This window comes from Psychrobacter sp. 1Y10, assembly GCF_052259005.1.
Lineage (GTDB): Bacteria > Pseudomonadota > Gammaproteobacteria > Pseudomonadales > Moraxellaceae > Psychrobacter > Psychrobacter saeujeotis.
In genome coordinates this window covers 12,988-28,998 of the sequence record NZ_JBQQES010000007.1, presented here as the reverse complement: position 1 = coordinate 28,998, position 16,011 = coordinate 12,988, and the positions used below count along the sequence as shown (strand labels likewise).

The 16,011-nt window shown below is 40.6% G+C and carries 11 protein-coding genes and 2 tRNA genes; 9 read left to right on the top strand and 4 right to left on the bottom strand.

What is annotated here, in order from left to right:
• Nucleotides 1-79: 79 nt before the first annotated feature.
• From ACTXGH_RS09885 to ACTXGH_RS09875, 3 genes are all read right to left on the bottom strand, one after another.
• Entirely contained in the window at nucleotides 80-787 is a 708-nt protein-coding gene (locus ACTXGH_RS09885) for a ubiquinone biosynthesis accessory factor UbiJ (RefSeq protein ID WP_439261129.1), read from the bottom strand.
• Nucleotides 788-884: 97 nt separating this feature from the next.
• Nucleotides 885-1,844, bottom strand: a complete 960-nt coding sequence (gene ubiE, locus ACTXGH_RS09880) for a bifunctional demethylmenaquinone methyltransferase/2-methoxy-6-polyprenyl-1,4-benzoquinol methylase UbiE (RefSeq protein WP_439296436.1) — start codon at nucleotides 1,842-1,844, stop codon at nucleotides 885-887.
• 319 nt (nucleotides 1,845-2,163) lie between these two features.
• On the bottom strand, nucleotides 2,164-2,877 hold the full coding sequence (locus ACTXGH_RS09875) for an FFLEELY motif protein (protein WP_439296352.1): 714 nt from the start codon (nucleotides 2,875-2,877) through the stop codon (nucleotides 2,164-2,166).
• 298 nt (nucleotides 2,878-3,175) lie between these two features.
• Between ACTXGH_RS09875 and ACTXGH_RS09870 the strand changes: the two genes are divergently transcribed.
• Together ACTXGH_RS09870 and ACTXGH_RS09865 are read left to right on the top strand one after the other, a co-directional pair.
• Entirely contained in the window at nucleotides 3,176-4,777 is a 1,602-nt protein-coding gene (locus ACTXGH_RS09870) for an ATPase (protein WP_439296435.1), read from the top strand.
• Between the two features lie 444 nt (nucleotides 4,778-5,221).
• Entirely contained in the window at nucleotides 5,222-6,829 is a 1,608-nt protein-coding gene (locus ACTXGH_RS09865) for an inorganic phosphate transporter (RefSeq protein WP_439261123.1), read from the top strand.
• Nucleotides 6,830-6,934: 105 nt separating this feature from the next.
• Here the strand turns inward: ACTXGH_RS09865 and ACTXGH_RS09860 are convergent, their stop codons facing one another.
• On the bottom strand, nucleotides 6,935-8,587 hold the full coding sequence (locus tag ACTXGH_RS09860; protein WP_439296351.1) for an aminotransferase class I/II-fold pyridoxal phosphate-dependent enzyme: 1,653 nt from the start codon (nucleotides 8,585-8,587) through the stop codon (nucleotides 6,935-6,937).
• Between the two features lie 388 nt (nucleotides 8,588-8,975).
• Here ACTXGH_RS09860 and msrB point away from each other — a divergent pair, with 388 nt between their 5' ends.
• The 7 genes from msrB (at nucleotide 8,976) to ACTXGH_RS09825 (ending at nucleotide 15,904) form a co-directional block, all read left to right on the top strand.
• Nucleotides 8,976-9,401, top strand: coding sequence for a peptide-methionine (R)-S-oxide reductase MsrB (gene msrB / locus ACTXGH_RS09855; protein ID WP_439296350.1), 426 nt, complete (start codon nucleotides 8,976-8,978; stop codon nucleotides 9,399-9,401).
• Between the two features lie 109 nt (nucleotides 9,402-9,510).
• Nucleotides 9,511-9,996, top strand: coding sequence for a glutathione peroxidase (locus tag ACTXGH_RS09850; protein ID WP_439261120.1), 486 nt, complete (start codon nucleotides 9,511-9,513; stop codon nucleotides 9,994-9,996).
• Nucleotides 9,997-10,292: 296 nt separating this feature from the next.
• A tRNA-Val gene (locus ACTXGH_RS09845) sits at nucleotides 10,293-10,368 on the top strand.
• A gap of 36 nt (nucleotides 10,369-10,404) precedes the next feature.
• A tRNA-Asp gene (locus ACTXGH_RS09840) sits at nucleotides 10,405-10,481 on the top strand.
• A gap of 1,475 nt (nucleotides 10,482-11,956) precedes the next feature.
• On the top strand, nucleotides 11,957-12,328 hold the full coding sequence (locus ACTXGH_RS09835) for a hypothetical protein (protein WP_439296349.1): 372 nt from the start codon (nucleotides 11,957-11,959) through the stop codon (nucleotides 12,326-12,328).
• A gap of 108 nt (nucleotides 12,329-12,436) precedes the next feature.
• The gene (locus ACTXGH_RS09830) at nucleotides 12,437-14,731 is read left to right on the top strand and encodes a tyrosinase family protein (protein WP_439296348.1); all 2,295 of its coding nucleotides are present in this window, start codon (nucleotides 12,437-12,439) and stop codon (nucleotides 14,729-14,731) included.
• Between the two features lie 903 nt (nucleotides 14,732-15,634).
• Complete coding sequence (locus tag ACTXGH_RS09825; RefSeq protein WP_439296347.1) at nucleotides 15,635-15,904, top strand: hypothetical protein; 270 nt, start codon at nucleotides 15,635-15,637, stop codon at nucleotides 15,902-15,904.
• Nucleotides 15,905-16,011 lie beyond the last annotated feature (107 nt).

Below are 16,011 nucleotides of genomic sequence, written 5' to 3'. Positions count from 1 at the left end.
GCGGTGGTTACTCTAAGTAGTTACTTGAAATAAACAGTCTAGATAAGAATGCGGATAAGATGAATAAGGTAAGTTATATTTATCTATCGGTTAAGCGCGCTTGCTCAGCTTTAATCGCTGCTAACCGTGCCTCTTCACGCTCAATATCAGCACGTAGCTTAAGAATTTGCTGCTTAAGACTGTCTGCTTCTGCTTTTTCGATAGGGTCAGGTGGGCTGTTGCCGGCTACGTCATTGGCCCAATCACTCACATCGTCAAAAGTACGTTTGGCAGTATGGCGAAAGCTGCCTTTGAGCTGAGATATCAGTAATTGCAACTGGCTAGCCATCGGCTTGCCAATAAAAGGTTCGAGCTGTCCTGCAATATCAGGGTCAAATCCGGCGACCAGCTGTTTGAGCTGCATCAATACTTTATAGTCACCGTCAATCGGCAGATTGCCTTCAGCGCCGCGTATCAAGTTTAAGAGCTGAGCGGGGTTTTCGACATTAATAGTGCAGTCTGGACGACTATGGCCAATACGTCCCATATCCTTGTTTGCTTGTTGACGCTCATCAGCATCTCGACCAAAGCTTTGCCCGCGTGGCTCAAACACACTATTGGCAGTAATGGGCTCAAAACGCAGATGCTCATGGTTAAATAAAATATCTACTTGTACCTTGGGCGTGACCATATTTAATCGCAGTACTTTACCAGCAAGCGGTGTCAGGCCAGCTTTAGTAATATCATCACTAGCAATAGCCATATTGATGAGTTTTTCGGCACTTGCCAAAAGTAATACCGTTAGCATAATACTCTCGCATATCAAAAATAGTTATGGTCATGCTGTAGCGTTATCAGAATTGTCAGCACTGTTTTGAGGGTTAAATATTATTGAGCAGTCAGCGTTATGCCTTAAAGCCTCTATGCACGGCAACGATACCAGCTGTCAAATTATGGTAATCACAGTTTTCAAACCCTGCTTGTTCCATCATCTGCTTTAAAGTGTGCTGATTCGGATGCATACGAATCGACTCTGCTAAGTACTGATAGCTTTCTGAATCGTTCGCCACAAGCTTACCCATAAGAGGCAACGCAGTAAAAGAGTATAAGTCATAAGCTTTAGATAATGGCTCAAAAATAGGTTTTGAGAACTCTAAGATTAATAAACGCCCGCCTGGCTTTAATACACGGTACATTGAACGTAGAGCCGCATCCTTGTCAGTGACGTTACGTAGACCAAAGCTAATCGTCAATAAGTCAAAACTCTCATCTTCGAAAGGGGCGAGAGTTTCAGCATTGGCAAGGACAAAGTCAACGTTGTTACAGCCGGCATTAATCAAGCGCTCACGGCCAACTTCTAGCATCGCTGCATTAATGTCTGACAAGACAACATGACCATTGCGACCTACTTCACGGCTAAACACTTTAGCCAAATCACCTGTACCACCTGCGATATCTAATACGTGTTGACCTGCACGTACGCCAGATAAACTAATAGCAAAACGCTTCCAAAGACGATGAATACCAAAAGACATCAGATCGTTCATGATATCGTATTTTTTGGCAACTGAGGTAAATACATCAGCCACGCGCGCTTGCTTTTCAGCTTTGTTGACAGTCTTGTAACCAAAATGAGTCTGTTCTGAACCATCAGTATCCAGTGTATGCGGGTTGTTGATATCATCACGTTGATTAAAGGCTGTTTGTGGCTTTTGATCGTTTGAGATCGGTGCTGAGTGGTTGCTCATTTTATTGTCATTATATGGCATAGTGGTTTGTTGACCTTGCGGTGTTCCTGTTGGTAAGTCTTGTAGTTGAGTAAAGTCGCTATTGTTGATATTTGCAGTACTGGCATTGTTTGCCATTGAGTTAGGACTCGGCGTATTAAAAGTAGGGTTTACACGAGCTTGAGCCTTGGCACTAATGCTTTCATTATGAGCGATACTATCTTTAACTAGTTTATCTTGAATATGGCTGTTCGTAGTGAACTTGTGATTGGTTTTTTTTAAGTCATTGGTCATAGAGTCGTCCTGTGGCCTATTATAGTGTCTATTTGGCTCTTGCAATTATTCAATCATAATTACTCTTTGTCCAAATGTAAAAGCATTTTGCTAGCATTAAATGACCAACAGTGATTGATCATTACAATGCGCGCAAAATGCTCAACTTAGCGACTGTTCAAGACTATGATACAGCAAATACTTCGACGTTGTTGTTACTATCAGCCTGATGAACTTGATCAATGATTTGCAGTTCACGTTTACAGAATGGTTCAATAAAATCACTCACACTTTTAAGAGGCTTCATCGCGGTAAAGCCTGCATCGATAAAGTCGTATAAAGGTTGATAGCCACGGCTATATGCCGTACTTTTGGCAAAAGAAAAAGCCTTACGTAGCATAAAGGAGTTGAGATACTTATCTGTACGATAACAGACCTCTTTGAGGTTGTTAATCTGTAGACGGCGTTCGTCTGCTTCATCGACCGCACGATAGGCGGCAAGCATGTTCTCTTCATTAACTGCTAAATCTTGCTCTATTAACCACTGTGCCAAATGCATATCCAGCTCAATTGCCAAAATAGCGGCCTGAACAGCCATAGTGCCAGTCTGTAATACGGACTCTTTGGCAAGTTTCTCAAGCTTTTTTGCTTTTGGAAGTATACGTTCTAATTGCTTGGCCAACAGTTTAAATTCATCGCCACCATATAGTTGGGTGAGAAAATAATTTGCCATAGGCTTATTCTTTGGCTGCCCAAATAGCTCTGAATGAGTACGCTGAATACGTGCCCGTTGCCATGCTTGTACGTCCTTGAGCTTAGCATCTAATGCTTCATCATCGTGATAAGGAAGTGCCCAATAGCGCGTTAAATGCTGTTGTAAATCAGATAAAGCAGACATAGAAGTTTGTCCTGTATGGTTAGGTATATATTTTTAAATGAAAATGACTTTTATTTAAAAGTTATAAATGTTGGTAAATAGCATCGCTAGCGTAATATATTACCTTAAAAGAATTTAAGTTAGAATACAAATGTCAAACTGTTACATAGCACTGTAATTTACTGCTTAAGCAAGTGCTATTATTATGAAAGGTCGATAACTAATAACCTCTCGCATAAAAATAAAATGGAACTGACATATGTCTTATAATAAATCAGATGAGGCACAAAAAGCCACAGGCATTCAAATTGAAAAACCGATGATAGATCAGCGTTTGACTCCCAACCCTTTAAGTCAGTTTTCATTAGACAAGGATGCATTGAGATTGGCGTTGGTGACGGCGCAATATGCACTACGAGAGACGCGGCAGCAAACGACATCTCCTACCCACAAGCCAACCGGACTATTGGTACTCGTCAATGGTATGGAGCAAGCAGGCAAGGGGACGGCGGTCAAACAGCTACGTCAATGGGTCGATCCAAGATTATTAAAAGTGGAAGCAACCATTGGCCATCCGCCACTGGCGTATCAGCCTATTTGGCAAGCCCATACTCAAGCCATGCCGCGACATGGCGACGTCATGGTCTATTTTGGCAACTGGTATGCAGATCTTTTGTATCATGTGATGCACATGGCGACCACCGCTATGCAGGACGATGAACATCAGGTGCTCCCCATTACCAAATGGCAAGATTATTTACGGCAAGCCCTGCGCCAGTTGCAAGTATTTGAGCGTGATCTAGCTACAAACCAAACCAAACTACTCAAGTGCTGGTTTCATGTTGAGGTTGAAACCTTACAAGCACGTCTAAAGGATAAAGAAGCTGATCCCCAGTTTTTGTATCAAATTGATTGGGGTGATAGCGACGTAGTCGCGCAGTTTAATCGTGTGGCAGCTGAATTATTGAGGCAGCAAGATGACTGGATCGTTATCGATGGCAGCGACAAATCACAAGCAGCAACTGAGTTTTGCCATCAGGTATTACAAGCGATGCAAGGAGCGCTGGCAAGTAGTATCAACATACATGCATCTGCCGACCTTAAAAGGAATAGTAAAACTATCAATACGATTACTAGTACGCCTAAAAGTGACGCCAGCCTAAGTGACGACAACAGGCAGCCAAAACTTGTCTCTGTAGATATACCCGATCAATTAATAGATATTAAGAATCCTGATATCGATAAGTCCGACTATCATAAACAACTTGCAAACAAGCAGTCTGAGCTTGCAGAGTTACTACGCACGCGTAAAGGTCGTCATGTGGTATTTGCCTTTGAGGGAATGGACGCAGCAGGTAAGGGCGGCGCTATTAAGAGACTGGTTGCGCCACTCGACCCACGTGAATATCAAATTTATAATATTGGCGCACCGATGTTGTATGAGTTGCAGCATCCTTATTTATGGCGGTTTTGGACACGTTTGCCAAATGAACAAACGGATCGTATGAGCCGTATCGCTATTTTTGATCGTACTTGGTATGGACGGGTATTGGTCGAGCGTGTCGAAGCATTGATAGATGAGTCAGAATGGCAACGCGCTTATGATGAAATCAATCGTTTTGAGGCAGAGCTCATGGCATCAGGAACGATTGTCATAAAGTACTGGCTTGCCATTGATAAAAAAGAGCAGTTGAAACGCTTTGAGGATCGCCGCGAGACGCCGCATAAGCAATTTAAACTCACTGATGATGACTGGCGTAATCGTGATAAATGGTCAGACTATGTTCAAGCAGCAGCTGATATGCTGGCACGTACCAATACTACTAGCGCGCCCTGGTGTGTCATCGCAACCAACCAAAAGCGTTATGCTCGTTTACAGGTATTAGACCATGCTATTGCACAGCTAAAATCTCACTTATGAATGTCAGGTATTGTGTTGTTTTTTATAGCAAAGCAATTAATGAGTAGGCATCAAGTTTTTTGGTCAGAATAATTCGTATGTTTTCTTTGACAATTCATTGTGAATATCGATAATAGGACAAACGAAAATTAAAGGTTTTATCAATTCTATATTTAGCCTAAGTATTAGGCTAATAAAAGACAGATTTTAGCGTTTTAGTTACAAATCTTGTAGTATCGTCATGCAATATGTCTGATTATTTAATATAATAGGCGCGTGATAAAAACGACCAAATAGCATTATTTCAATTACAACTATTATGAATGAACTGTTAAGCCGCAAGATGCTTTAATCGAATGATTTAGCGTGATACTTGCGGCTTAATGGTATGATAAACGCGCTACTTTCTATCATACATTCACATCGCAAATATTTTCAATCAGCTTACGCAAGGCGCATTAATTTATGGGTATTAGCAGCAGTTCTACAGGGTCGACCAAACAAGTTGGCACTATGAGAATCAATTTATTTTTTGCTATTTTACTGATTGCGATGACCGGCTATTTTTTATGGTGGGGACTCGATTATACAATGCGTCAACAGACGACGCTATTTATTGTGGCAACCGCTTTTGGTGTCTTTATGGCATTCAATATCGGTGGTAATGATGTCGCCAACTCATTTGGCACTTCAGTCGGTGCTGGTACATTAACTATTCCACAAGCACTGGGTGTGGCGGCGATCTTTGAAGTATCAGGAGCGGTGCTGGCAGGCGGCGAGGTTACCGATACTATTCGTAAGGGTATCGTTGATTTAGACGGCTTACCTGTTAGCCCCAACCAGTTTATTTATGTCATGTTATCTGCGTTAATTGCCGCCGCATTTTGGCTGTTGTTTGCTACGCGTAAAGGTCTGCCAGTATCCACTACCCACTCTATTATTGGTGGTGTGGTTGGTGGCTCTATTGTGTTGGGTTTTGATTTGGGTGGTAGTGCAAGTGCATTTTCTACTGTTGATTGGGGTACGATAGGGACGATTGCCATTTCTTGGGTACTGTCACCATTGTTAGGCGGTGTATTGGCTTATCTACTTTATGGACAAATTAAGAAAAACATCATTGATTATAACGATAAAGCTGAAGCTCATATCGGTGAGCTAAAAGCCAGTAAAAAAGTCTTGAAACAAGACCATAAAGAGTTTTTGGACAGTCTATCAGAGTCAGAACAGCTGGCTTATACCTCCGCGATGCTACGCGATCAAGAGATTTACAAAGATGATGACTGCGTGGTTGAAGACTTAGAAACAGATTATTATAAAGAGCTTTATAAGATTGAGCATGAGCGCAGTAATCTTGATACGCTAAAAGCCATTAAGCAGTGGGTACCCATCATTGCTGCCATGGGTGGTATGGTGATGACCTCTCTTGTGGTCTTTAAAGGCCTCAAAAACGTCAATAGCAATATGACGACCCTGCAAGGTTTTTTAATCATGGGCATGATAGGGGCGCTGGTTTGGTTAGCTACCTTTATCTATACCAAAAGTATCCGTGGTAAGCACAAAGAAGATCTTACCAAAGCGACCTTTATCATGTTTAGCTGGATGCAAGTATTTACAGCATCGGCATTTGCCTTTAGTCATGGCTCAAATGACATTGCCAACGCTGTTGGACCTTTTGCCGCGATTATGGATGTTATTCGTACTAATGAAATTGCATCACAAGCGGCTGTTCCGCCTGCTGTGATGTTGACTTTTGGTGTGGCACTTATCGTCGGTCTTTGGTTCATTGGTAAAGAGGTCATTCAGACAGTCGGTACGAATTTGGCAAAAATGCACCCAGCCTCAGGGTTCTCCGCTGAACTTGCTGCCGCAGCCGTTGTTATGGGTGCATCTACAATGGGATTACCGGTATCGAGTACCCATACATTGGTTGGCGCTGTATTAGGGATTGGTATTGTTAACCGTGATACCAACTGGTCGCTTATGAAGCCTATTGGTTTGGCTTGGGTAATTACTTTACCGGTGGCGGCAGCATTATCGGCCATCAGCTATCTGATCCTCAAGCAAGTTTTCTAGTTAAGCTGTCGTAAAAACCTAAAAAAACGCTTATCAACATCATGCTGATAAGCGTTTTTTTGTAGAGGGTTTAAGATTTAATATCAATAAAATAATATTAAAAAACTAAGCAGTACCAAACTGCTGGCGTTTTTTGGCAAAGAAGCGATCTAGCCGATCCATAGCATCTTCTAAATCGTGAAGATTAGGTAAGAACACCACGCGGAAATGATCAGGTGCATCCCAGTTAAAGCCACTCCCTTGTACCATCAATACTTTTTCTTCAAGTAATAGCTCCATCATAAACTGCATATCGTCCTCGATAGGATAAACGGCAGGATCCATCTTTGGAAAACAATAAAATGCGCCTTGTGGCATAGTACACGAGATACCTTTTATGGCGTTAAGACGAGAAACAGCCATTTCACGCTGCTTGTATAGACGTCCTTTTTCTGAGGTCAGCTCTTTGATACTCTGATGACCACCCATCGCGGTCTGAATAGCATATTGCCCAGGTACGTTTGAGCATAGGCGCATGGAGGCCAGCATGTCTAAGCCCTCGATAAAGTCACTGGCATGTTGTTTTTTGCCCGAGACCATCAACCAGCCAGCGCGAAAACCTGCAACGCGATGCGACTTAGATAGTCCATTGTATGACAAGATAAGCACCTCATCAGACAAAGTGCTCATAGGCGTATGGGCCATATCATCATAGAGTACGCGATCATAAATTTCATCTGCCATGATGACCAAATCATGCTCGATGGCAACTTCGATAATTTGCTTGAGAATTTCGTCTGAATAAAGCGCACCCGTTGGGTTGTTAGGATTGATAACGACAATGCCCTTGGTTTTACTAGTAATCTTTGATTTGATGTCTTCAATATCAGGGTGCCAATTGTCGTCTTCATTACAGCGGTAATGTACGGCGGTGCCGCCAGAGAGATTGGTCGCTGCTGTCCATAGTGGATAATCTGGCATCGGAATCAATACCTCATCCCCATCATTCATTAGCGCTTGCATGGTCATAACAATCAGCTCAGAGACGCCATTACCCAAATAGACATCACGCACATCTACAGCAGAGAGCAGGCCTTTTGATTGGTAATATTGTAATACGGCTTTACGTGCTGAAAAGATACCCTGCGAGTCTGAATATCCAGTGGCTTCAGGCAAGTTCATTGCCACGTCACGCAATATTTCATGGGGGGCACTAAGTCCAAAAGGCGCAGGGTTACCAATGTTCAACTTTATAATACGCTGACCTTCCGCTTCCATCTTATTCGCTGTTTGCAGCAATGGTCCTCGAATGTCATAGCAAACGTTTTGTAATTTAGTAGATTTTTTGAGTGATGTCATAGTATTACTACCTGTATTTATTTTATGTTTTGAGTCTGCTTGGTGATCTGTTAACTGTAGTGCGCTATTAGTTTCTTTACTGACAGGTCTTTCTTGTAGATGAAGAGGCTGTTGTTTGGCTTGGTCGTTTGATAGGTTAGCTGTTTTATCGTTATTGGCAGCGTTTTGTTTCATAGCCTCTTTTTGTATATCGCCACGAAGTAAATAGCCTTCGCTGCATCCTAAAATACGTGCGAGGGTTGGCAATTTAGAGGAAACAATACCGTTAGTGCCACGCTCCCAATTAGAGATAGCACCGCGACTAACTTTTGCACCAGCTGCAGTCATCGCTTGGGCCAATTGTTCGGCAGTAAATCCTTTTTCACGGCGTAGCGCTACTAAGCGTTCAGCTTGTGCCATATTGCTTTTATTATCATTCATAGTTGTCTTAGCCTATTATTTTGATAAGTTTTATCATTATCTATTGCAAGATATTATTGCATTATCCATATAGATGCAAGTTTTTTAATTATTGTCTTTGCAAGTTATTCTTGCATTCGACTATGTTAAAGTAAGAAGGCTGCAGCCAACACGTTGTAGTTAGATTTTTTGCATCTGATATATTGGTTGTCATAAGTATTAATAAGTAATGGCTATCGTAGATGACATATATATGTAACGGAAATTGTATAGTTACCTTGAATAATCGTTATATAGTCAATAGATAGAAGGTGTTAGATTAGTCTGCCAATGTATTTATAGCAGGGTAGTGTTTGTAACAAAACGCTATATACAGACTAGATAACCCATACTCTAATAAGGATAAACCATGCAATATAACCAATTAAGCAAAGAAGAAATCAGCCAATTGACTGAAGCTGACTGGAAAGAGCGTTTAAGTGCTGATGAATACCATGTGATGCGTGAGAAAGGTACAGAGCGCCCATTCACAGGTGTGTACAATGATGCGACCGATGATGGCGTTTATCGCTGTAAAGGCTGCGGTGCTAGCTTGTTTGATTCGAGTAGTAAGTTTGATGCTAGCTGCGGTTGGCCAAGTTTTGACCAAGGTATTGACAACAGCGCGATTGACGAGCACGTTGACAACTCGCTAGGCATGACTCGCACAGAAGTCACCTGTAGCAATTGCGGTGCTCATTTGGGTCACGTATTTCCAGATGGTCCTACCGAGACGACTGGTATGCGCTATTGCATCAACTCAGTATCTATTGATTTAGATAAGTCCGAAAAGTAAGTCATGTAGATGATTTTAGAAGTGTGAGAGGGAAGTACTTGGTGCTTCCTTTTCAATAGTATTTGCTTGAATGCTCAAAAAAATAAAAACCTCCATTTAAGGATGAATAATGAGTACGATTTATGATTTTACCGCTGAGCGCATGGACAGTAGCTTGCAAGCATTTTCTGATTACAAAGATAACGTATTACTAATCGTTAATACGGCAAGTAAATGCGGTTTTACGCCGCAGTTTGAAGGGTTAGAATCATTATACCAACAGTACAAAGATCAAGGACTGGTCGTCATTGGTTTTCCTTGTAACCAATTTGGCAGTCAAGATCCAGGCAGTAACGATGAGATTGGTGCGTTTTGTCAAAAGAACTATGGTGTCAGCTTTCCTATGATGGCAAGAACCGATGTCAATGGCGCAGATGCCCATCCTATTTACGAATGGCTCAAGAATCAGAAAGGCGGGGTATTAACCGACGGTATCAAATGGAACTTCACCAAGTTTTTGGTCGATAGTAAAGGGCAAGTTATCGAACGCTATGCCCCAACGACTAAGCCAGAAGCCATCAAAAGTGATATTGAGCAAGCACTGGCGAATAAATAAATAGCATATTCAAAAAACTTTGATTTTTTAGAAAATATAAAAGTAATAAAAACAATTGCTTGCTAAAAATTTGAAGAAAAACGTCAAAAATATCTTAAAAAGTGGAAAATAGCGTTTGACAGTCATGTGTAAATCTATATAATACACACCCACAGCAAGGGGACTTATTAAACAACCCTAGCTGATTAAGTTAACCTGAGTGTGACAGCTTATGTTAACAAAGCAATACAGAAATTCTATTTAAAGAATTTCTCTTGCGAACCTGAAATTGCAGTGCAATTTTTTAACGGTTCTCAGGGTGATTAGCTCAGTTGGTAGAGCGTCTGCCTTACACGCAGAATGTCGGCGGTTCGAATCCGTCATCACCCACCACTTATTAGCTTGTGGTAAAAAAGCTAAACGACCTAAGCAGCGGTAGTTCAGTTGGTTAGAATACCGGCCTGTCACGCCGGGGGTCGCGGGTTCGAGTCCCGTCCGCTGCGCCATATTTAAAACTTAGTTTTAATACAAAAGTTTCAACCTCAAATATTAGTTTACTTGAGGTTTTTTTGTGTCTGAATTTTCTCTTAAAGCCTTTATCTATAAAGGTCGGTTATTCTGTGTGTATCAACCTATAAGAAGTAGTCTACTCTTTAATAAAATATTCGCGATAAGTTTATATTTTTATTATACTTTCAAAATTAATGATCACCTACTAACGGTAAGAACAAAGCATCGGCTCTAGCGGCGCTAACACTGGTAGCATAGGGTGGCCTGATCGCTTATGTGATTTTGACTCTATCTTCTCTTATATTGGAAGCTGACGCATGGCAGGTGGTGACATTTATGCAGGCATCACTTAAGTCTTGGCTGTCGCTTAAATCTATTGTCTATATCTCAACGCTGATTGGCTTTGAACTGTAGGCGCACCTGCTGGCGCAAAATATGGCTTCAAAGGTTGCATCATTTGCCTTGTTGGTGTCTGTATCCGGTATGGCAAACTCAGTGCTGCTTATGAGAGAAGTTGTAACGTGGTGAAAGATCCGGCTATAGTGCTGATTTTATCTTGGCTTGTGCTGGCAAATGTGAAGATAGGGGTAGATACAAAGTCTGCTACTAACTAAATCGTGTTAACACTCTGTCTTTTAGATAAGGTATAGTTTTAAACAATACATCAAGACAAGCATATTCCTCAAACATTAGCTTGTTTGAGGTTTTTTGTATTTGATGACTTGCTATTAAATAGGGGAGTATTACTGTGGCATACTTCACTAGAAACGATATTAATATTCTTTATCTATCATAGGCTTACAATGAAAAATTATATTCTAGAAATAGAATACTGTATAAAGTAGAGTATTGTATAGTCTACAAGTTAGAATTCATTAAACTGTAATTTACGTATTCTTTAATAGATTCAGCTTGCGTTGTCTTTACGAGAGAGTTATGGTTGTTATATAGCTGATACTAAATAAAATAAATACGCTGTATCTTTATACGATAATGGGATAAGTTTTTTAAGCGCTGTCTTTGTTAGGCAGTGCTATAAAAAGTTATTCTAATATCATTATATTTTTATTTTAAACGAATGATATATAGTTTATACACCGTTCTCAGGCTGTATAGTCAGTCCACTATAAAATGAATACAGTGTAAGTGACTGGGGTAGATTTTACATAGCTTCTGGCTGTAACGACACCGCAAGCAAGTAACATGCGCACCAGTAACAGGTTATGATGTTTGTACTTTTTTTATTTAAGGATAGCTACACTCAAATATATTCATATGAGAGAATAAATTTGAGTATATGGTAATCGTTATTGCTTCATTTGATAGAAGTCTTCTAATCAAATGAGCTTAAGATAATTATCAAAATTTTAAATTCAATGTCGAACCTATTCGGCAATGAACCAATGATCCATGCTTTTGTAACATCAAAATAAACAGCTGTAATAAATATTTAGCTAATGGAGAAATTGAGATGACTAAAAAAGACAAACTTACCTCAGATAAAAAGTATCCTAAATCTACAGAATACAAAGGACGTAAAATTAAGTTTTCTGATCTTTCAAGCTCTGAATTACAAAGCTCTGAATTACATGATAAAAAAGCACTTGAAGTTGAGAAACGTGCTGGTCTACATGATAAAAGAGCACTTGAAGTCGAAAAACGCGTTGACCACAGCCAAAAGCACTTACGAAAATTAAAAGTTGAAGTTGATGAAAAAGAATTTGAAGTTGTAGAGCTGCAAGAAGGAGTATTTGAGTCTGGCCTATTACCATATTCTTCATATGAATCACCAGTTGAATTGGCACAAGACGTGATTGATTACGTATCAGAGTTTAAAAAATAACGCCTCTTAAATATACAGTTTGTTCAAATTCACACTGCCTGGACGTTTGCTTCTAGTCACTAATGCCAAGCATTTGTTTCCAAGCATATTAAAAAGGAATTTTCACTCATGACTTGTAGAAAAAATGTGAATGCTCTGACGACAGAAGAAAAGGCCGCTTTCATTACCGCTATTAAACTCATGAAGGCGGAAGAGTACGTATATGTCGACAATCCAAACGATCCCGCACATGTACGTGATAGATATCCTAATATAACCAATACTTATGATAAGTATGTACTCGATCATCATATCGGTATGTATACAGGAACCCCAGGGGGCTGGGGAAGCAATTTTCTAACTCGCAATGCAGTGTATCGTGGTCCAGCGTTTTTACCATGGCAACGTGAGTTTATACGCCGTTTTGAGCTGGACTTGGATAGATTGGTGCCGGGGGTGACTTTGCCCTATTGGGACTGGGCGTCAGATGCCGCGGATCCTATGAATGCCGCTATCTGGGCTGATGATTTTATGGGCGGCAATGGATCTGGTGCGAGTAGAGTGGTGCAAAGTGGGCCATTTGCTTACGATGATGCAGATCAAGAGAACAGTTGGGTTATTATCAATTATTTGGGACTGCCTGACGGTGGCTTGGTTCGGAATTTTGGTTCTCGGCGCAATACTCCAGATTTGCCCACGCAAGCTGACATTGATGAAATTCAGCAGATATCTACCTATGATAGCGGTAACTTCAATACGAATAGCATGGGTTATCGAGGGGCGAATGAAGGACGCATACCTGTCAACGGCAAAACCCCTCCGCCTGGTAATACCCATGCCCTCGTACATGAGTGGATAGCTGGCTCTATGATGCTTGGTACATCGCCTAATGACCCGATATTCTTTTTGCATCATTGTTTTGTAGATAAACTATGGGCTGATTGGCAAGCGCTGCATCCAACAGTGCCTTATGTACCCGACGATACAGCAAGCAATGATCTCAATGGTCATCGTTTAAACGACGAGCTTTTTGGTTTGGGTACGCTGATATCTGCGACACTAGATCATCACGCTATGGGATACTCGTATGATACGGATACACCACCCATAGTAACACCGGTCAATACGGAATTAGTGTTTAACGACACGCCTATAGGTACGACAGCGGTACAAGCTGTAACTTTTAACATTAGTGCCCCCATTCCTGATAACAGCTTTTGTAGAGATCTGGTATTCACTATTACGGCTGGCCCGACAGGTACAGGGTTTGGCATTCCTAACGGCGATAGAGTCGTCATTAATAGAGACAATACCAATGTAGCAGAAGTTTGGTTTTCTTACACGGCTACTAGCGACACTGATCCAGTCACAGGAACCGCACAAATTTCCTGTGTGCAAACGGGGCAGACTTGGTCCATTAATTTATCTACCAACACTATGCCTGCCGATAATACTACTAGAAAAAATTTAAATACCCTGACGACAGAGGAAAAAGCTGCTTTCATTAATGCTATTAAGCTTATGAAAGCGGAAGAGTACGTATATGTCGATAATCCAAACGATCCAATATACGTACGCACCAGATATATTAACATTACCAACACCTATGATAAGTATGTACTTGACCATCATATCGCTATGTACACGGCAACACCCGGAGGTTGGGGTGGAAATTTCATGAATCGAAATGGAGCGCATCGCGGTCCCTCATTTTTGCCATGGCATCGCGAGTTCATACGCCAATTTGAGCTGGACTTGGCCAGATTGGTACCGGGGGTGACCTTACCTTATTGGGACTGGGCGTCGGATGCCGCGGATCCTATGAATGCTGCTATTTGGGCCAATGATTTTATGGGCGGCAATGGATCTGACCCGAATAGAGTGGTGCAAAGTGGGCCATTTGCTTACGATGCAGCAGACCTACAGAACAGTTGGGTTATCATTAATTATTTTGGACAACCTGATGGCGGATTGGTTCGGGATTTTGGAGGTAGTACGCCCAATCTGCCGACTCAAGCTGACGTTGACGAGATTCAGCAGATCCCTACTTATGATAGCGGTGATTTTAACCAAGCCAGTGTGGGCTATCGCGGGGCGAATGAAGGGCGTTTACCTGTCAATGGCAAAACACCTCCGCCTGGTAATACCCATAACCTCGTACATGAGTGGATAGCTGGCTCTATGTTACCTGGCACATCGCCTAATGACCCGATATTTTTTATCCATCACTGCTTTGTCGACAAACTGTGGGCTGATTGGCAAGCGCTGCATCCAACAGTGCCTTATGCACCTGACGATACAGCAAGCAATGATCTCAATGGTCACCGCTTAAACGACGAACTTGTTGGTTTGGGTACGCTAGTATCTGAGACGCTAGATCATCATGCTATGGGATACTCATATGATACCGATAGCCTGCCATAATGACATCGCTCAATACAGCGTTAGCGTTTGATGACATGGCTATAAGTAGTACAATCATGTAAGTTGAAAGTTTTAATATTAATACATTCAATCATGATGGTAATAGCGTTGTGATTGATACATAAAAGCCAAAGGGACGACATAGATTGTCCCTTTGGCTTTTTAATGCTTAGCTTTTATAGCTTAGTATTAAGAGTTAGGTGATTCCTACTTTTCAATCAGTATATTTTTCATTGTAAACCTTTTCTTATCTAGCATAGTGCCAATTAGTGTAGTGGCAATAAATAAGTATCTAATTAATCCATCGACATATAATCCATTACTTATGAATGTAGCCTTGGCTCATTTAAAACATTATATTTCTCCTAAAACAACATTAATCTACTATTTCGTTTTTACTTCACACTTATAAGTCATTCTAAAAATCGTATTTAAAAATTGTCATGCATCATTCCACGAGATAAATTTTATTTATTGAGTATATTTGTAATTATAAATCTATTAGAGAGCTAAATTTTTTAAATAAATTAACAATAGTTTTTAAGATATTAATACAACGCTTACCCTCGTTCAAAGCTATGTATTCAAGGCTTTATTCTTTTCTACTATCAATATTAAAAAATACCAAAACAAACATGGACGGACAAATATTGTTAAGCCACTAATCAAAACCTCTGCTAATGAAGCATTATAGGTTTGACAATTTAAATTAGACTGTGTATAGGTAAAGGTGATAAACCATTGATGTAATGGGTAATTTCCAAGCATTAGTACATTTATTTTATGTGTTTGGTAATCATTTCTACATCTGCTCGTGCTGCTGACTTTCAGTTGTGATGTCTGCCGCAATGCAACGCTAAACCAAATAATCGTAATAAATATCTGGCTAATGGAGAGTTTAAAATGATTAAAGACAACAAGCATATCCCAGATGAAAAGTATCCCAAATCCATAGAGTATAAAGGACGGCAAATTACCTTTTCTAAACGGCCAGTCTCTGATAAAAGCCAAAAGATTTTACAGGTATTAAAGGTTGAAATCGACGAAGAAGCATTTGAAGTCGTAGAGTTCCGTAATGGAGCATTTGAGTCCGGTTTATTACCATATTCTTCATACTCATCGCTGGTTGAGTTGGTACAAGACGTGATTGATAACACACCGGATTTCAGATAACAAGCAATCTTACATACACGGTTTATTCTAATTCACAATGCCTGGACCTTTGCTCCTAGTAATTCATTTCAAGCATCTAATTCCAAGCATCTAATAAAGGAATTGTC